Source organism: Micromonospora sp. NBS 11-29, assembly GCF_002140155.1.
Taxonomy (GTDB): domain Bacteria; phylum Actinomycetota; class Actinomycetes; order Mycobacteriales; family Micromonosporaceae; genus Micromonospora.
Genome location: NZ_NAPR01000023.1, coordinates 58162 through 75053, shown reverse-complemented (window position 1 = coordinate 75053; position 16892 = coordinate 58162). Strand labels below are relative to the sequence as shown.

At 74.1% G+C, this 16892-nt stretch carries 14 protein-coding genes and 2 pseudogenes; 11 read left to right on the top strand and 5 right to left on the bottom strand.

Annotated elements, in window-relative coordinates:
• Nucleotides 1-180 precede the first annotated feature (180 nt).
• Nucleotides 181-1539, top strand: coding sequence for a Pup--protein ligase (gene pafA / locus B1205_RS24855; protein ID WP_089157814.1), 1359 nt, complete (start codon nucleotides 181-183; stop codon nucleotides 1537-1539).
• A 56-nt stretch (nucleotides 1540-1595) separates the two neighbouring features.
• Nucleotides 1596-1790: a hypothetical protein gene (locus B1205_RS24850; protein ID WP_089157905.1), complete on the top strand. Its 195-nt coding sequence runs from the start codon at nucleotides 1596-1598 to the stop codon at nucleotides 1788-1790.
• Between the two features lie 30 nt (nucleotides 1791-1820).
• Here B1205_RS24850 and B1205_RS24845 read toward each other — a convergent pair whose 3' ends face one another.
• On the bottom strand, nucleotides 1821-2756 hold the full coding sequence (locus B1205_RS24845) for a hypothetical protein (RefSeq protein WP_089157813.1): 936 nt from the start codon (nucleotides 2754-2756) through the stop codon (nucleotides 1821-1823).
• Nucleotides 2757-3019: 263 nt separating this feature from the next.
• On the opposite strand from B1205_RS24845, the gene B1205_RS24840 reads away from it, so the two are divergent.
• Nucleotides 3020-3568 carry a carboxymuconolactone decarboxylase family protein gene (locus B1205_RS24840; protein WP_089157812.1) on the top strand — a complete coding sequence of 183 codons (549 nt, stop codon included), beginning with the start codon at nucleotides 3020-3022 and terminating at the stop codon, nucleotides 3566-3568.
• 10 nt (nucleotides 3569-3578) lie between these two features.
• On the opposite strand, the pseudogene B1205_RS24835 reads toward B1205_RS24840, so the two are convergent.
• Both B1205_RS24835 and B1205_RS24830 read right to left on the bottom strand, forming a co-directional pair.
• A pseudogene (locus tag B1205_RS24835) lies at nucleotides 3579-4621 on the bottom strand (DUF3866 family protein).
• 44 nt (nucleotides 4622-4665) lie between these two features.
• Nucleotides 4666-5655 (bottom strand): cation diffusion facilitator family transporter, encoded by a 990-nt coding sequence (locus B1205_RS24830; protein ID WP_089157811.1) that lies wholly within the window; start codon nucleotides 5653-5655, stop codon nucleotides 4666-4668.
• Nucleotides 5656-5760: 105 nt separating this feature from the next.
• On the opposite strand from B1205_RS24830, the gene B1205_RS24825 reads away from it, so the two are divergent.
• The 7 genes and pseudogenes from B1205_RS24825 to B1205_RS24790 all read left to right on the top strand — a co-directional run bounded on the left by B1205_RS24825 (nucleotide 5761) and on the right by B1205_RS24790 (nucleotide 12284).
• The gene (locus B1205_RS24825) at nucleotides 5761-6759 is read left to right on the top strand and encodes a helix-turn-helix transcriptional regulator (RefSeq protein WP_089157810.1); all 999 of its coding nucleotides are present in this window, start codon (nucleotides 5761-5763) and stop codon (nucleotides 6757-6759) included.
• The gene (locus tag B1205_RS24820) at nucleotides 6756-7763 is read left to right on the top strand and encodes a helix-turn-helix transcriptional regulator (RefSeq protein WP_089157809.1); all 1008 of its coding nucleotides are present in this window, start codon (nucleotides 6756-6758) and stop codon (nucleotides 7761-7763) included. The genes B1205_RS24825 and B1205_RS24820 overlap by 4 nt, the downstream gene beginning before the upstream one ends.
• Nucleotides 7764-7779: 16 nt before the next feature.
• Nucleotides 7780-8022, top strand: coding sequence for a hypothetical protein (locus tag B1205_RS24815; RefSeq protein ID WP_441338556.1), 243 nt, complete (start codon nucleotides 7780-7782; stop codon nucleotides 8020-8022).
• Nucleotides 8023-8187: 165 nt separating this feature from the next.
• Nucleotides 8188-8493: a Sec-independent protein translocase subunit TatA gene (gene tatA / locus B1205_RS24810; protein ID WP_089157807.1), complete on the top strand. Its 306-nt coding sequence runs from the start codon at nucleotides 8188-8190 to the stop codon at nucleotides 8491-8493.
• A gap of 21 nt (nucleotides 8494-8514) precedes the next feature.
• Nucleotides 8515-9468: a twin-arginine translocase subunit TatC gene (tatC, locus tag B1205_RS24805; protein ID WP_089157806.1), complete on the top strand. Its 954-nt coding sequence runs from the start codon at nucleotides 8515-8517 to the stop codon at nucleotides 9466-9468.
• A 1179-nt stretch (nucleotides 9469-10647) separates the two neighbouring features.
• Nucleotides 10648-11346, top strand: a complete 699-nt coding sequence (locus tag B1205_RS24795; RefSeq protein ID WP_089157805.1) for a hypothetical protein — start codon at nucleotides 10648-10650, stop codon at nucleotides 11344-11346.
• A 66-nt stretch (nucleotides 11347-11412) separates the two neighbouring features.
• Nucleotides 11413-12284: pseudogene (locus tag B1205_RS24790) on the top strand (diacylglycerol kinase family protein).
• On the opposite strand, the gene B1205_RS24785 reads toward B1205_RS24790, so the two are convergent.
• The gene (locus tag B1205_RS24785; RefSeq protein WP_089157804.1) at nucleotides 12247-13167 is read right to left on the bottom strand and encodes an EamA family transporter; all 921 of its coding nucleotides are present in this window, start codon (nucleotides 13165-13167) and stop codon (nucleotides 12247-12249) included. The pseudogene B1205_RS24790 and the gene B1205_RS24785 overlap by 38 nt on opposite strands.
• A gap of 32 nt (nucleotides 13168-13199) precedes the next feature.
• Nucleotides 13200-13964 (bottom strand): HAD family hydrolase, encoded by a 765-nt coding sequence (locus tag B1205_RS24780; RefSeq protein ID WP_089157904.1) that lies wholly within the window; start codon nucleotides 13962-13964, stop codon nucleotides 13200-13202.
• 86 nt (nucleotides 13965-14050) lie between these two features.
• Here B1205_RS24780 and B1205_RS24775 point away from each other — a divergent pair, with 86 nt between their 5' ends.
• The gene (locus B1205_RS24775) at nucleotides 14051-16834 is read left to right on the top strand and encodes a DEAD/DEAH box helicase (RefSeq protein WP_089157803.1); all 2784 of its coding nucleotides are present in this window, start codon (nucleotides 14051-14053) and stop codon (nucleotides 16832-16834) included.
• The last annotated feature ends 58 nt before the right edge of the window (nucleotides 16835-16892 follow it).

Here is a 16892-nt window from a genome sequence, read left to right as displayed (position 1 = left end):
CCGGCGGCAGGAGTCGGCCGACGTCGGTTCGGCGAGGTGACGGGCCGTCCACCGGGTACGCCGCCCACCTCGGCGGACCCACCGTCGGGGTGGCGGAAACGACGTGGCGGTAACACCCGACGACGACTCGGCGCACGTCTGCGGTGCCCATTGCGGGCTTCGGGCGGCTAATGTCTCATCATGGAGCGGCGAATCTTCGGCCTCGAGACCGAGTACGGCGTCACCTGCACCTATCGCGGGCAGCGCCGGTTGTCCCCCGACGAGGTCGCGCGGTACCTGTTCCGGCGGGTGGTGTCGTGGGGCCGGTCGAGCAATGTGTTCCTGCGCAACGGCGCCCGCCTCTATCTGGACGTGGGCTCGCATCCGGAATACGCGACACCCGAGTGCGACTCGGTGACCGACCTGGTGGCCCACGACCGGGCCGGCGAGCGGATCCTTGAGGGGTTGCTCGTCGACGCGGAGAAGCGGTTGCACGACGAGGGCATCGCGGGCGAGATCTACCTGTTCAAGAACAACACCGATTCGGCGGGCAACTCGTACGGGTGCCATGAGAACTATCTGGTGTCCCGGCACGGTGAGTTCGGCCGGCTTGCCGACGTGCTGATTCCGTTCCTGGTGACCCGGCAGTTGATCTGTGGGGCGGGCAAGGTGTTGCAGACGCCGCGCGGTGCGGTCTACTGCCTGTCCCAGCGGGCCGAGCACATCTGGGAGGGTGTCTCGTCGGCGACCACCCGGAGCCGACCGATCATCAACACCCGGGACGAGCCGCACGCGGACGCGGAGCGTTACCGTCGGCTGCACGTCATCGTCGGTGACTCGAACATGAACGAGGTCACCACGCTGCTGAAGGTCGGCACGGCGGACATCGTGCTGCGCATGATCGAGGCCGGCGTGGTGATGCGGGACCTGACATTGGAGAACCCGATCCGGGCGATCCGTGAGGTGTCGCACGACATCACCGGGCGGCGCAAGGTGCGGCTGGCCTCCGGCAAGGAGGTCTCGGCGCTGGAGATCCAGCAGGAATACCTGGCGAAGGCGACGGAGTTCGTGGAGCGCCGGGGCGGTGACCAGACCGCCAAGCGGGTGGTGGAGTTGTGGGCGCGGGTGCTGCGCGCGGTGGAGACCGGCGACCTGGACCCGGTGGCCCGCGAGATCGACTGGGTCGCCAAGTTGAAGTTGATCGAGCGTTACCAGCGCAAGCACGACCTGCCGCTGTCGCATCCACGGGTGGCGCAGATGGATCTGGCCTACCACGACCTGCGGCGCGGCCGGGGCCTGTACGGGCTGTTGGAGCGGCGGGGCGAGGTGGATCGGGTGGCGACCGACCCGGAGATCTTCGAGGCGAAGGAGACGCCGCCGCAGACCACCCGGGCGCGGTTGCGCGGTGAGTTCATCCGGCATGCCCAGGAGAAGCGGCGCGACTTCACCGTCGACTGGGTGCATCTGAAGCTCAACGACCAGGCGCAGCGCACCGTGCTGTGCAAGGACCCGTTCCGGGCGTACGACGAGCGGGTGGAGCGGCTGATCGCCAGCATGTGAGGCCGGTGGCGGGCCCGTGCTCCGGTTGGCCGGAGCACGGGTACGCTGGCCTGGTCATGAACACTTCCGATTCTCCCGGCCGCGATTCCGGCACCGAGAAGCTGAACTGGATCGACCGGCGCCGGGAGAAGATCCGCGCCGAGGTCGAGCGGAACCGTCGTGGCGAGCACCGGGTGCCGACCTGGGTGCTGGCGGTGGTGTTGGTGGTGATCGTGGTCGGTTGGTTGTCGTTCGTCTTCCTGGCCGGCTGAGTCGGGCGCGACGGGTCGCGCCCGGTCGGTTCAGTTGTAGGGCATGGTGGGGAACCAGCCGAAGCCGAAGCGGGCGGGCAGGCGTACGTCCCAGTAGACGACGGTGAAGACGCCGAGCGCGATGAGCAGCGCGCCGGTCACCACGGCGGCACGTCGGGGGTCGGCCATCCAATTCAGGAAGCGTCCCCGGCTGATTATGACGACGGCCGTGAAGATCAGCATGACGAGCAGGATGTTGCCCAGCGACTGGAGGGCGAAGGCGAGCGCGCCGTAAAGCGGGTTGCCGGTGTCGGCGGCCCAGTGGAACAGCTTGTTGAACAGCGGGTAGGGGCGTCCGATGAGGAATCCGCCGACGAGCGCGCCCATGGTGACCACCCGGGCGAAGGGCCGGTGGGCGAAGATGTCGGGGAGCAGGCCGATCGTGGCGAGTCCGAGGTAGATCAGCGCCAGGCCGATCACACCGAACACGACGGACGACTGGATGAGGCGCACCGGCATGCCGTCGACCACGTCGGTGGAGAGTTGGGGGAGTCGGTCGCCGAGCAGGACGCCGATGGCGCCGTAGCCGGCCGAGACCGTGATCATGCCGAGGGCGAGCCACCCGACGGGGCGCAGCAGGGCCCGCAGCGGCGCGGCGGTGGCGTGGGTGCCGGATGCCTGGCTCAGTGGGCCGACCGAGGCGGCCATGGCGATGTTGCAGGCGGTGAACGTACCGGCGAAGCCGGAGACGAAGGCGAAGAGCAGCCCGGCGGCGGTGCCGGTGATCGCGGTCTCCTTGGCGTCGTGGCCGAGCACGGTGTTCGCGACGTTGTCGCCGATGACCTTGTCGACCAGTTCGAACGACCACAGGACGGCGAGCAGGACGCCGGCCACGACGCTGAGCAGGACGACCCGGGTGCGGTGTCCGGCGTGGGGCGGCGGGATGCCCGGCCGACGGTCTGTTTCGGGAAGCTGTCGCAGGGACATGGCGCCTCGCCTTCCGCTACGGGGGCCGCGGCGGGCCCGGGGCCGCGGCGGTGATGGGGGGAAGCGTGCCGGGTCGGTGGGTCCGGGGCCGGGACAGCCAAAGGATAGGAGCGGCGGGCCGGGGCAACGTCTTCCAGCTTGCGCTTCTGGTGGTCGGGCATGGAGCCCATCGGCGGGCGCGGATATCTTGGGCGGGACGTCGCGGCCCGCCGGAGCATGTCGGGTGGCCGGGCCGGGCGGTTGCGGGCAGGGAGGACGCCGTCATGGCACACATCGATCTTGGTCTGGACGAGAAGACCCACCCGGGCATCAACGGGCCGATGCGGTTCCGTCCCGAGACGGCCGAGCCGCTCAACGCGCTGGCCGAGCAACTGCTGCGGGCCCCGCATCCCACGCTGACCCCGGGCGAGCGGGAGCTGATCGCGGCGTACGTCTCGGGCCTGAACGAGTGCACGTTCTGCTGCGCGGCGCACTCGGCGTTCGCCGCCGCCCAGTTGCCGACCGGGATGACGCTGGTGGATCAGGTGCGGCGGGACGTGTCGTCGGCGCCGGTGAGCGCGAAGCTACGGGCGCTGCTGGACATCGCCGCCGCGGTGCGACGCGACGGCCGGGAGGTGACCACCGCGCTGGTGGACGCGGCCCGGGCGCAGGGCGCGACCGACCTGGAGATCCACGACACGGTGCTGATCGCGGCCGCGTTCTGCATGTTCAACCGGTACGTGGACGGTCTGGGCACGTGGGCGCCGCAGGACCCGCAGGTGTACGCGACGGCCGCCGTGCGCATCGTGGAGCACGGCTACGGGGCGGCCTGACCGGCGGCGTTCAGCCGAGCAGGCGGGCCGCGTGCCGGCCGGCGGCGGCCGCGGCCAGGAAGTAGGCGTGGTCGGCGTCGAGGCCGCGGCCCATCGTCGACAGTCCGACCGGGGTGTCGCGCAGCGCCGCGTCGAGGCCGTCGGTGGGCACGGTGACGATCCGGTGCCGGTCGGCCAGGGGTGCCAGCGCCGCCGTCACGGCCGTGGCCAGGTCGGGGTCGAGGCCGTCGGGCACGACCAGCTCCGCGGGGGCCAGCGCCACCCGACCGTACGCGGTGAGGCTGTGGTGGGAGACGCCACGGTGCCGGGGGCGGGGGTCGGCGGCGGAGATCCGCACCGATCCGATCGGGCGCCCGCCCAGCGTGGCGACGGCGTTGACGGCCTCGCCGACGGCCACGCCGGAGAAGCCCCAGCGGGTGCCGGTGCCGAGGTTGCCGGGACCCTGGGCGACGATCGTCACGTCGGCGTCGAGCACGTGCCGGGCGGCGAGCAGCCCGCTGTGCAGGGTGCTGGCCTCCAGGTCGCCGCCGAACGCCTGACCCACGCTGACCGTGCCGGCGAGGTGCCCGGCGAGCCCGGCGAGGGTGCGGGAGAACCAGGCGGGCAGCGCCCCACCGTCGGTGAGCACGTAGGCGACCCGGGCGCGGGGGGCGTCGGCGTGCACGCCGGCCAGGATCGCCGGCAGCGCGGAGTGCAGGTCGGCGGTGACCACCGGCATCCCGTCGACCGACTCGGCGGCGGCCAGCCGCGCGTGGTGCGGGGAGGCCTCCTCGTCCACGCCGAGCAGGATCGGCTGCAGCGGGGTGTAGCGGGCCTTGACCAGGTGCCCGGCGTCGCGGGTGTCGCCGGCNGGGCGTCCCCGCCGGTGCCGAGGCCCATCAGCAGGGCGCCGGCGTTGAGCAGCACCCGGTCGCCGGGTTCCGGCTCGCCGACCAGCGCCGGGTAGGCCAGGGCCCGCATCCGGGCGCCGTCGGGCAGGTCGACGTCGAGTTCGAGGGCGCCGGCCCACCGTCGTCGTACCGCCGTGACCGTGCCGGCCCGCCATCGCACCATGACCGGCACGCTATCGGCCGACCGCGGGTCGGGTCGCGGGCGGGTCAGGCCTCCTGGCCGAGCGGGCGTCCCGGCTCGTCCTGGGTGGTACGGGCGGTCCGGCCGCCGGCCCCCGACCGGGTCGGGTCGAGGAAGACGTACGCGATCTCCGGGAATTCCGCGGTGAGTCGGCGTTCGGCCTCGTCGGCGGCGGCTTCGATGTCGGCGCCGGTGGCGTCGTCGGTGAAGTCGACCTTGGCGGCGACCAGGATGTCCGCCGGGCCGAGGAACATGGTCATCAGCGTGTCGATCCGGTCCACCGTCGGCACCGCGGCCAGTTCCCGCTCGATCCGCTGGTGCGTGCGCTCGGACACGGCGCGGCCGACCAGCAGCGAGATGTTGCTGTGGGCCAGGACGGCGGCGACCACCAGCAGCAGCACGCCGATGAGGATTGAGGCGATCCCGTCGTACAGTTCGTCGCCGGTGAGGTGGGACAGGGTGAGCCCGGCGGCGGCGATGAGCAGGCCGATCAGCGCCGCGCTGTCCTCCAGGAAGACCGCCTTGACCGTGGTGTCGGCGGTCAGCCGCAGGTAGCGGCGGGGGGTGGTGCGCCAGCGTCGGGACTCGCCGCGCACCTGGCGTACGGCCCGGGCCAGCGACACCGACTCGATGGCGAACGAGACCGCCAGCACCACGTACGCGGTCAGGTAGTTGCCGGTGTGTTCGTGCACCAGAATCGTGGTGACGCCGTGGGTGATGGCGAAGCCGGCGCCGGCCACGAACGTGAACAGCGCGGCGAGGAACGCCCAGACGTAGCTCTCCTTGCCGTACCCGAAGGGGTGCCGGGCGGTGGCGGGGCGTGCCCCGCGGCGCAGCGCCAGGTAGAGCAGCACCTCGGTGGTGGTGTCGGCCACCGAGTGGGCGGCCTCGGAGAGCATCGCCGCGGAGCCGGAGAGCAGGCCCGCGACCAGCTTGGCGATCGCGATGGCGAGGTTCGCCGCGCCGGCCACCACGACGGTGCCGACGCTCTCGGTCTTGACCTCCGCGTCCGCCATGGGCTCACCCTATGACCGGCGCCGGTGGCCCGCGCGGTGAGCCGGATGCGCGCCGCGCCCGCGCGGGTGCCCGCGCCGAGGGCGCGGGCTGCTAGCGTTCGGTACGTGTCCCGGACCCGTACCGAACGCCTGGTCAACCTGGTGATCTGCCTGCTGTCCACGCGGCGTTTCCTGACTGCCGCGCAGATCGCCGCGACCGTGCCCGGCTACGAGCACGACCCGGACGACGCCAAGGACCATGAGGCGTTCCAGCGTAAGTTCGAGCGTGACAAGGCCGAGCTGCGGGAGTTGGGGGTGCCGCTGGAGACCGGCACGGCCAGCGTCTTCGACGCCGAGCCGGGCTACCGGATCGCCCACCGGGAGTACGCGCTTCCCGACATCCCACTGGAGCCGGACGAGGCCGCCGCGGTGGGCATCGCCGCCCGGCTGTGGCAGCACGCCGGGCTGGCGGCCGCCGCGTCGTCGGGGTTGGCGAAGCTGCGCGCCGCCGGCATCGACGTGGACCCGCAGGCCACCCTCGGGTTGGAGCCGATGGTCACGGTCGACCCGGCGTTCGCGCCGTTGACCGCCGCCGCGCGGGACCGCCGGGAGGTCGGCTTCGACTACCGCGTGCCGGACCGGGACGCGCCGACGCGTCGTCGGGTGCAGCCGTGGGGCGTGGTCTGCTGGCGCGGCCGGTGGTATGTGGTGGGCCACGACCTGGATCGGGCGGCGACGCGGTGCTTCCGGCTTTCCCGGGTGGTGGGCGCGGTCCGGGCGTCCGGGCCGTCGGGGGCCTACGCGCCGCCCGCCGGGGTGGATCTGATCAGCCACGTCGCCCGGTGGTCCGGGCCGGTGGAACAGACCGGCCGGGCGACCGTGCTGGCCGCGCCGGGCCGCGCCGCCGGGCTGCGCCGTTGGGCGGTGGAGAGCCAGGCCGGCCCGGACGGCGACCGGTTGGTGCTGCCGTACGCCGACGCCGACTTCCTGGCCGGCCAGATCGTCGGGTACGGCCCGGACGTGCGGGTGCTGGAGCCACCGGAGGTGCGGGAGGCGGTCATCCAGCGGTTGAAGGAGGTCGCCGCCCGGCACGACGAGCTGGCGGTGGCCGGGGGTGTCCGGTGACCGGGCCGGCGGCCCGCGCCGGCCGCACCTCGGCCGACCGGTTGGCCCGGCTGCTCAACCTGGTGCCCTACCTGCTGGCCCGCCCCGGCATCGAGATCGCCGAGGCGGCGCACGACCTCGGTGTGACCGAGCGGCAGCTCCGGGAGGACCTGGAGCTGCTCTGGGTGTGCGGGCTGCCCGGTTACGGCCCCGGTGACCTGATCGACATGGCGTTCGACGGCGACCGGGTGACCATCACCTACGACGCCGGTATCGACCGTCCGCTGCGGCTCACCCCGGACGAGGCGCTGGCGCTGGTGGTGGCGCTGCGGATGCTCGCGGAGACGCCCGGGGTGGCCAACCGGGAGGCGGTGGAGCGGGCGCTCGCCAAGATCGAGAGCGCGGCCGGCGACCTGGCCGGCGCGCCGGTGGAGGTGCGGTTGCCCGGCGACACCGCCCGGGTGCGCGAGCTGCGCGCCGCGGTCGAGCGGGGCCGGGCGCTGCGGATCACCTACTACACGCCGGCCCGGGACGAGACCACCGAACGCACCATCGACCCGCTGCGGATGCTGATGGTCGGCGGCCGGGCGTACGTGGAGGCGTGGTGCCGCCGCGCGGAGGCGGTGCGGTTGTTCCGGGCCGACCGGATCGACGCGGTGACCGAGCTGCCGGAGCGGGCCGTCGTGCCGCCGCAGGCCCGCCCGCACGACCTCAGCGCCGGCGTGTTCCGGCCCTCGGCCGACCTGCCGTTGATCACGCTGCGGATCGGGCGGGGAGAGCGGTGGATCACCGAATACTACCCGTGTGAGCGGGTCGAGGCCGACGGCGAGCAGTGGCTGGTCTCGCTGCGGGTCACCGACCTCGGCTGGGCCCGGCGGTTCGTGCTCGGGCTGGGCCCGGAGGTGACCGTGGTGGCCCCGGCCGAGCTGGCCGAGCAGGTCCGCGCCCAGGCGGTCGCCGCGCTCGACGCGTACGCCACCCCGGTCGGCGCCGCCGACCCGGCGGCCACCGGCGTCACCCGTTAGGCTGACCGCCGTGGTGATGTGGATCGTGCTCGCGGTCGTGGTGTTCGCGCTGGTCGTGCTGGCCCTGGCGGTCCGTCCGGTGGTGGCGCGGCTGCCCCGGCTGCGCCGCGCGGCCCTGGGGTTGCAGCGCCGGGCCGGCGAGGCGGAGTCGCTGCGGTCCGCCGCCGAGCAGTTGCAGGCGCGGGCCGAGGCGCTCCAGCAGCGGGCGGCCGTCGCGCAGGAACGGGTCGCGCTGATCAAGGCCCGACGGGGGGAGTGACCGGCGCGCCGCGGGGGACCGGGTGTTGACGGGACGCTTCGGGTTGGTCGAGACTTCACCGACCGGGCCCGCACCAGCAGACCTGGCGGGGGTGGCAAGCCGCTGCGACGCACGTACGATGGGCGGCGAACCACCTCTCACCGACACACAGCGACTGGAGTTCCCATGGGTGCCCTCAAGCCGTGGCACATCGCCGTACTCGTGGTCGTGCTGATCCTGCTCTTCGGCGCGAAGCGGCTCCCCGACGCGGCCCGCTCGCTGGGCCGCTCCCTGCGGATCATCAAGGCCGAGACCAAGAGCCTGCACGACGACGACCGTGACCTGGCCGAGAAGGCCGACGCGCAGGCCGCATACCAGCCGCTCCCGCCCCAGCAGCAGCAGTACGCGCAGGGTCAGCCGCAGTACGCCCCTCAGCCGCAGCAGCCGGTCGCTCCGCCGGCCGATCCGGTCCACCGCGTCCGCGAGAACTGATCCGAGAGGGCCTCAACCACCGTGGCCTTCGGGTTGAAGAAGCGCGGCCCGAGCGCGTTCGCGCGGGCGGCCGACGGCTCGATGACGCTCATCGAGCACATCCGGGAGTTGCGCAACCGGCTGTTCCGGGCCTCCGTGGCGATCCTGCTCGGCTTCGGCTTCGGCGTCTGGTTGTCCGGGCCGGTGCTGCACGTCCTGCAGAAGCCCTACTGCGACCTGCCGAAGGCGCGGCTGATCAACGGCGACTGCAACTTCGTCCAGCTCGGCCCCGCCGACCTGTTCCTGTTGCAGATGAAGGTGGCCCTCTGGGTCGGCCTGATCATCGCCGCGCCGATCTGGCTCTACCAGCTCTGGGCGTTCATCGCGCCCGGCCTGCACCGACACGAGCGGCGGTACGCGTACCTCTTCACCGCCCTGGCGGCCCCGCTGTTCGCCGCCGGGGCGGCGCTGGCCTACGTGGTCACGTCGAAGGGCCTGGAGTTCCTGCTCGACGTCTCCGGCGGCGGCGACGTGACCACGACGCTGGACATCACCCGCTACATCAGCTTCGTCACCAACCTGATTCTGCTGTTCGGGGTGGCGTTCGAGTTCCCGCTGATCGTGCTGATGCTCAACTTCGTCGGGCTGGCCAGCGCCAAGCGGCTGCTGAGCTGGTGGCGGGTGGCGATCTTCGTGTTCTTCGCGTTCTCCGCGGTGGTCACGCCGACGCCCGACCCGTTCGGCATGACGGCGCTGGCGTTCTGCCTCTCCGCGCTCTACTTCGGCGCGGTGGGCGTGGCGTACCTCAACGACAGGCGCCGCGGGCGTGGGCGGGAGGTCTACGCGGGCATCGCCGACGACGAGGTGTCACCGCTGGACCTGTCGACCGATCCGGTCCCGGCGGGGGCGCGGATCGAGGCGTCCGCCCCGGTCACGGCACCCGAGCCGGTCGCCGCACCGGCGCCGATCGAACGCCGCTACGACGACATGACCTGACCGCTGCCGACGCGTGTGAACGCCGCCCCGCACCGCACGAGGGCGGCGTTCGCGCGTGCGCCGGCGGTTCGGCACGCCGACCCGGCGGTGTCGGGTCCGCCCGGGATGCCACCGGCCCNCGGGCCGCGCCGGTGGGGGCGGCGGGCACGGCGTCGGGGTGCAGGATCGCGGCGATCGCCGCCGCGCCGTCGACCAGGCGCGGGCCGGCACGCACGATCAGTCCGTCCGCGTCCAGGGCCCACACCTCCGCGCCGGGGAAGTGCCCGACGACCTCGGTGGCCTGGCCGGCGGCGCCGTCCAGGCCGAAGCCGCAGGGCGCGACCAGGACCACCTCCGGGTCCGCCGCCCGCAGGTCCGCCCAGGTGGTCGGCGACGACCGGGCGCCGGGATGGGTGGCCACCGGCTCGCCGCCGGCGACGTCGACCAGATCCGGGATCCAGTGGCCGNGGCGGGTCCACCCACTCGACGACGGCGACCCGCCGCCGGGGCCGGCCCGCCACCGCCGCGCCGATCGCCGCGAGCCGGGCGCGCAGCCCGTCCACCAGGGCTTCCGCGCGCTCGGGCACCCGGGCCGCCGCGCCGACCGCGCGGATCGTGCCCAGCACGTCGTCCAGGGTGTACGGGTCGAGCGACAGCACCTCCGCCCGGCAGCCGAGATGGTCGACCGCGTCGGCCACCCGGCCCGAGGGCAGCGCGCAGACCCGGCAGAGATCCTGGGTGAGGATCAGCTCCGGGTCGAGTCCGGCCAGCGCGCCGGCGTGCAGCGTGTAGAGGTCGGCCCCGGCGGCGAGCCGCTCGCGGACGTACGCGTCGATCTCGCCGGGGCTCATGCCGCGGGTGTCGCGACCACCCACCACGACGGTCACGCCGGACCGGTACGTCGACGGCACCTCGCACTCGAAGGTGACCCCGACCAGGTCGTCGCCGAGCCCCAGGGCGTAGACGATCTCGGTGGCGGAGGGGAGCAGGGAGACCAGCCGCATGGGCCCATCATGCCGGCCGCCCGGACGGCCGGTCCGGGCGGCCGGCATGGAAGCGGACATTCGGCTGCCCTCGGGCCTTGCCGGGACGGCGTGCCCGCTTAGACTCTCCTGACTCCGCCGAGTCCCCCGGGCACTGTGCCCGGGGTGACCGTGCCCCGTCCCGGTCAGCGCGCTGACCTCCGCTCCGGAGAACCCGATGAAGAGCCGTACCGCCGCCGTCCTGACCGTCCTCTGCGCCGCCACCGCGCTCACCGCCTGCGGCGACGACGAGCCCACGCCCACGGGCGAGCAGGTGCCGGTGACCGCCACCGACACCAGTTGCGAGGTCACCACCACGCTGTTCACGCCGGGCACGGTCACCTTCACCGTGACCAACCGGGGGCAGCAGGCCACCGGGGTCTACGTCTACGGCCGGGAGGGCGACGGCTTCTCCAAGGTGATCGCCGAGGTGGCCGACGTGCCGGCGGGCCGCACCGGCGAGCTGCGCGCGACGCTCGCCACCGGCACGTACGAGGTGGCCTGCAAGCCCGGCCGGCAGGGCGACGGGCTCCGGACCCGGGTCACCGTCTCCGACGACGGCAACGTGGCCAGCGCCGCGGCGGAGACGGCGTACGACCGGGCGGTCGCCGTCGAGCTGACCGGGGACACGATCACCGGCGTCGACGGGCTGATCGCCGAGCCGGGCGAGAAGATCTCGTTGAAGGTGACGAACAAGACCGCCGGCGCGCGGACGCTGTACGTGCTCAACCCCGACGGCAAGCGGGTGGCCGAGTTGAAGGCGGAGCCGAACGGCACCGCCGAGACGGTGGTGACGCTCGGCTCGGCGGGGGACTGGACGTTGAAGGTCAAGGGCGACGGCGTCGCCTCGGTGAGCAAGCGGCTGGTGGTGCGCTGACCGGCTGGACCCGGCGGGCGATCGGGTCGGCGTGACCCTGGTGGGTCGCGCGCGGAGTGTCGTACCGTGCTCGCCGTGACCGCGCCCGAGCCTGTTCCGCCCGGCCCCGTCGCCGTGCTCGCCAACCCGACCGCCGGCCGGGGACGACACCGCGGCCTGCTGCCCCGGATCCTGGAGCGCCTCGGTGGTGCCGGCCGCCCGGTCGAGCTGCTGGCCGCGGGCACCCCGGGGGAGGCGGAGGCGGCGTGCCGCGCCGCGGTGGCCGGCGGCGCCGGCGCGCTGGTCGCGGTCGGCGGGGACGGCACGGTGCACCGCGCGGTGCAGGCGGTCGCCGGCACCGCCGTGCCGTTCGGGCCGGTCCCGGCCGGCACCGGCAACGACTTCGCGGCCGACACCGGCTTCCCGGTCGAGCCGCTCGCGGCCGTCGACGTGATCGCCGCGGCGCTGGCCGCCGGCCGGACCCGCCGGGTCGACCTGGCCCGGCTGTCCCGGTCCGACGGCGAGGGCCGCTGGTTCGGCGCGGTGCTGGCCGCCGGGTTCGACGCGATCGTCAACGAGCGGGCCAACCGGATGCGCTGGCCGCGCGGCCCCCGCCGGTACGATCTGGCCATCCTGGTCGAGCTGGCCCGGCTGCGACCGCGCCGCTACCGGCTGACCCTCGACGGGGTGCCGCGGGAGGTGGACGCGGTGCTGGTCGCGGTCGGCAACACGATGAGCTACGGCGGCGGCATGCGGATCTGCCCGGGCGCGGACCCGACCGACGGCCGGCTGGACGTGGTGGTGGGCGGTCGCTTCGACCGGCGCACGCTGATGCGGGTCAAGCCGCGGCTCTACCGGGGCACNCCGAGGGCATCACCAGCTACGCCGACGGGGAGCGGGCCTTCGACCTGCCGGTGACCGTCACCGCCGTGCCGTCGGCGCTGCGGCTGCTGCGCTGACCACGGCCGGCGACGGCGGGGGCGTGGCGGCGCGGACCGCGCCGGCGCTCGCGGCGACCACCAGCCCGATGCCCAGCACCTCGACCGGGTGCAGCGTCTGGTCGAGGACCAGCCAGCCGGCCAGCGCGGCGATCGCCGGCCCGAGGCTCATCAGCACCGCGAACGTCGCGGTGGGAAGCCGGCGCAGCGCCGCCAGCTCCAGGCTGTACGGCAGCATCGAGGCGAGCAGGGCCAGCCCGGCGCCGACCCCCAGGACCGCCGGGTGGGCCAGCCGACTGCCCCCGTCGACCAGCCCGATCGGCAGGGTGACCAGCGCGGCCACGGCGAGCGCCAGGGCCAGCCCGTCCACCCGGGGGAAACGCGCGCCGACCCGCGCCGAGCAGACGATGTACGCGGCCCACATCGTGCCCGCCGCCAGCGCCAGCGCGACGCCGGCCGGGTCGAGCCGGTCGAACCCGCCCTGGCCGAGCAGGGCCACGCCGGCCAGCGCCAGCCCGGCCCAGCACCAGGCCGCGACCCGGCGTGCGCCGACCACCGAGAGCGCCAGCGGGCCGAGCACCTCCAGCGTCACCGCCGGGCCCAGCGGGATCCGCTCGATCGCCTGGTAGAAGAGCGAGTTCATGCCGGCCAGCGCCAACCCGAACGCGACCACGGCCGCCCAGTCACCCCGCCCGTACCCGCGCAGCCGGGGCCGGCACACGGCGAGCATCAGCAGCGCGCCGATGGTCAACCGCAGCGTGATCGCCCCGGCCACCCCGGTGTGCGGGAACAGCAGCGCGGCGAGCGCGGAGCCGAACTGCGCCGACAACGCCCCGCCGAGCACCAGCGCGACCCCGCCGAGCCGTCCCGGCGCGCGGGCCGCACGGCAGCGGAGGCCGCTCATGCCCCTGACGTCAGCCGGTGCGGCACGGTGGCCTACCCGACCCCGGCCAGGTCGAGCACCGCGCCCAGCCCGTTCGGTCGACCGGCGTCGGCGCACGGCAGCACCAGCACCCCGCACCCGGCCGCCACCGCGCCGGCGTCGGCCGGGGTGTCGCCCACCATCAGCGTGTGCTCCGGGTCGACCCCGAGCATCCCGCAGGCCCGCAGGAAGATGCCCGGGTCGGGCTTGCAGCGCCCCACCTCGTACGACAGGGCATACGCGTCGACGAGCGCGTCGAGGCCCCAGGCGGCGAAGAGCGGGCGCAGGTCGAAGCCGATGTTGCTGACCACGGCCACCTTCACCCCGGCGGCCCGTAGCGCGCCGAGCACCGGCGCGGTGTCCGGGTACGGCAGCCAGCCCTCGGGGACCAGCACCCGCTCGTAGAGGGCGTCGGCGAACCCGTCGATGCCCGTGTCGACGGTCTCGGCCAGCCCGGTGTACGCGCCACGGTGGGCGTGCGGGTAGAGGTCGCGGTCGGCCCACAGCTCGGCCAGCCGGGGCGGCACCCGGGCCGGCAGCGGTCCGCCCGCGCGGCCGGCGGTGAGCAGCCGGTCGGCCAGCGAGGTGGCCCGGATCCGGTCCAGCTCGACCCCGCAGGCGGCCGCGGCGGCGAGCACCCAGGCCAGCGGCTCCTCGACCTGGGCGAGGGTGCCGTGGAAGTCGAAGAGCACCGCCTCCACCGGCCGGCGGGACGGGCTCGGGCGGACGGCGTCGTCGGCGCCGCTCGAGGCGGGAGGCAGTTCGGTACGGTCCGGCACGTCGTGCACCCTACCCACCCCCTCCGACCGCCCTGCCGCACGGCCTTGACCGGTGCTCGTCGGTGGTACCGATTAATCTTGACCTCATGTCGAGCCCCGCCGAGCGGTACGCCGCGGCGCGCCGCCGGGCCGCGCAGGCCTCCGCCTTCCCGGCCCTGGACGAATTCTCCCGTGAGCTCGGGTTCGATCTCGACGACTTCCAGCGCGAGGCGTGCGAGGCCCTGGAGCGGGGCAGCGGCGTGCTGGTGTGCGCGCCGACCGGGGCCGGTAAGACCGTGGTCGGCGAGTTCGCGGTGCACCTGGCGCTGGCCGGCACGCCGGCGGGCGGCGACCAGCCGACCACCCGGCGCAAGTGCTTCTACACGACGCCGATCAAGGCGTTGTCCAACCAGAAATACCACGACCTGGTCGACCGCTACGGGGCCGAGCGGGTCGGCCTGCTCACCGGCGACAACGCGATCAACGGCGACGCGCCCGTGGTGGTGATGACCACCGAGGTGCTGCGCAACATGCTCTACGCCGGCTCGGCCACGCTGGAGGGCCTGGCCTACGTGGTGATGGACGAGGTGCACTACCTCGCCGACCGGTTCCGCGGCGGGGTCTGGGAAGAGGTGATCATCCACCTGCCGGAGTCGGTCACCCTGGTCTCGCTGTCGGCCACCGTCTCGAACGCCGAGGAGTTCGCCGACTGGCTGGTCACCGTGCGCGGCGAGACCACGGTGGTGGTCTCCGAGCACCGTCCGGTGCCGCTGTGGCAGCACATGCTGGTCGGCAAGCGCATGTTCGACCTGTTCCACGACGCCGACGCGGCCCGTAAGCACGACGTCCACCCCGAGCTGCTGCGCTACACCCGGGACACGATGCGCCGGCTGGAGCTGGGCGAGGGCCGCGGCGCCGGCCCGGGCGGCGGGCGGCGCGGCCCCCGTTGGCGGGGTCCGATGCGCCCCGACATCGTCGACCGCCTCGACCGGGAGAACCTGCTCCCGGCGATCCTGTTCATCTTCAGCCGGGCCGGCTGCCAGGCCGCCGTCCAGCAGTGTCTCGCCGCCGGGCTGCGGCTGACCTCCCCGGAGGAGCGCGCCGAGATCCGCCGGGTGGTCGAGTCCCGGATCACCGTCATCCCCGGCGAGGACCTGGCCGTGCTGGGCTACTGGGAGTGGCTCGACGGGTTGGAGCGCGGGCTGGCCGCCCACCACGCCGGCATGCTCCCCGCGTTCAAGGAGGTCGTCGAGGAGCTGTTCGTGCGCGGCCTGGTCAAGGCGGTCTTCGCCACCGAGACCCTGGCCCTGGGCATCAACATGCCGGCCCGCTGCGTGGTGCTGGAACGGCTGGTCAAGTTCAACGGCGAGGCCCACGTCGACCTCACCCCGGGTGAGTACACCCAGCTCACCGGCCGGGCCGGCCGCCGGGGCATCGACGTCGAGGGCCACGCGGTGGTGGTCTGGTCGCCGGAGACCGACCCCCGCCACGTCGCCGGGCTCGCCTCCACCCGCACCTACCCGCTGCGATCCAGCTTCCGGCCGTCCTACAACATGGCCGTCAACCTGGTCGGCAGCGTCGGCGCGGAGCCGGCCCGGGCGCTGCTGGAGTCGTCCTTCGCCCAGTTCCAGGCGGACCGGTCGGTGGTCGGCCTGGCCCGGCAGGTGCAGCGCAACACCGAGACGATCGAGGCGTACGGCGCGGAGGCCGCCTGCCACCAGGGCGACTTCGACGAGTACTTCGCCCTGCGGGTGGCGATCGCCGACCGGGAGCGCGCCATCGCCCGGCAGGGGCAGACCCAGCGCAAGGCGGCGGCCGTCGCCTCGCTGGAGCGGCTACGCGTCGGCGACGTGATCCGGGTGCCGTCCGGGCGCCGCGCCGGCCTGGCCGTGGTGCTCGACCCGGCCACCGGTGGATTCGGCGAGCCGCGCCCGCTGGTGCTCACCCAGGACCGCTGGGCCGGGCGGGTCAGTCCGGGCGACTTCACCACCCCGGCCGAGGTGCTGACCCGGATCCGGGTGCCGAAGCACTTCAACCACCGCTCCCCGGCGGCCCGACGCGATCTGGCCGCCGCGGTCAGCGGCACCGGGCTGGACCGGCACGGTGGCCGGCGTGGCGGCCGGTCCCGCCAGGCGGTGGGGGAGGACCACCGGCTCAGCCAGCTCCGGGTCGAGCTGCGCGGTCACCCCTGCCACGCCTGCCCGGACCGGGAGGAGCACGCCCGCTGGGCGGAGCGCCGCCGCCGGCTGGAGCACGACACCGAGGAGCTGCGCCAGCGGGTGTCCGGGCGCACGGGCTCGCTGGCGCGTACGTTCGACCGGATCGTCGCGCTGCTGACCGCACGCGGCTACCTGGCCGCCGACGGCGAGGTCACCGACGCGGGCCGGATGCTGGCCCGGATCTGGACCGAGGCCGACCTGCTGGTCGCCGAGTGCCTGCGCCGCCGGGTGTGGGACGGGCTGTCCCCGGCCGAGCTGGCCGCCGCCGTGTCGGTGGTGGTCTTCGAGGCCCGGCGGGACGTCGACGAGCGGGCGTCGTTGCCGCGCGGCGCGGTCGGTGACGCGGTCGACGAGACGCTCAAGCTGTGGAGCGACATCGAGGCGGACGAGGCGGCCCGTGGCCTGGCCGTCACCCGGGAGCCGGATCTCGGCTTCGCCTGGCCGATCTACCGCTGGGCGCGTGGGGAGGCGCTGGCGAAGGTGCTCGCCAGCGGGCACCAGATCGACGGCGAGATGCCGGCCGGTGACTTCGTCCGGTGGGCGCGGCAGGTGGTCGACCTGCTCGGCCAGGTCGCCGACTCGGGTGGCGCCTCGACCGAACTGCGGAGCACCGCACGACAGGCGATCGCGGCCGTCAACCGGGGCGTGCTGGCCTACCACGCCTCCGCCTGACGATCACTTTCGGTCGGTCGGACGCCACCCCCCGAAGACCCGGGGGGTCGGTGTTGTG

Bases quoted from the DNA above. Each gene is read 5' to 3' on its own strand.
- pafA (WP_089157814.1), top strand. From the start codon at position 181: ATGGAGCGGCGAATCTTCGGCCTCGAGACCGAGTACGGCGTCACCTGC.
- tatA (WP_089157807.1), top strand. From the start codon at position 8,188: ATGGGTGCCCTCAAGCCGTGGCACATCGCCGTACTCGTGGTCGTGCTG.
- B1205_RS24795 (WP_089157805.1), top strand. From the start codon at position 10,648: ATGAAGAGCCGTACCGCCGCCGTCCTGACCGTCCTCTGCGCCGCCACC.
- B1205_RS24840 (WP_089157812.1), top strand. From the start codon at position 3,020: ATGGCACACATCGATCTTGGTCTGGACGAGAAGACCCACCCGGGCATC.
- B1205_RS24785 (WP_089157804.1), bottom strand. From the start codon at position 13,167: ATGAGCGGCCTCCGCTGCCGTGCGGCCCGCGCGCCGGGACGGCTCGGC.
- B1205_RS24845 (WP_089157813.1), bottom strand. From the start codon at position 2,756: ATGTCCCTGCGACAGCTTCCCGAAACAGACCGTCGGCCGGGCATCCCG.
- B1205_RS24815 (WP_441338556.1), top strand. From the start codon at position 7,780: ATGTGGATCGTGCTCGCGGTCGTGGTGTTCGCGCTGGTCGTGCTGGCC.
- B1205_RS24850 (WP_089157905.1), top strand. From the start codon at position 1,596: ATGAACACTTCCGATTCTCCCGGCCGCGATTCCGGCACCGAGAAGCTG.
- B1205_RS24775 (WP_089157803.1), top strand. From the start codon at position 14,051: ATGTCGAGCCCCGCCGAGCGGTACGCCGCGGCGCGCCGCCGGGCCGCG.
- B1205_RS24830 (WP_089157811.1), bottom strand. From the start codon at position 5,655: ATGGCGGACGCGGAGGTCAAGACCGAGAGCGTCGGCACCGTCGTGGTG.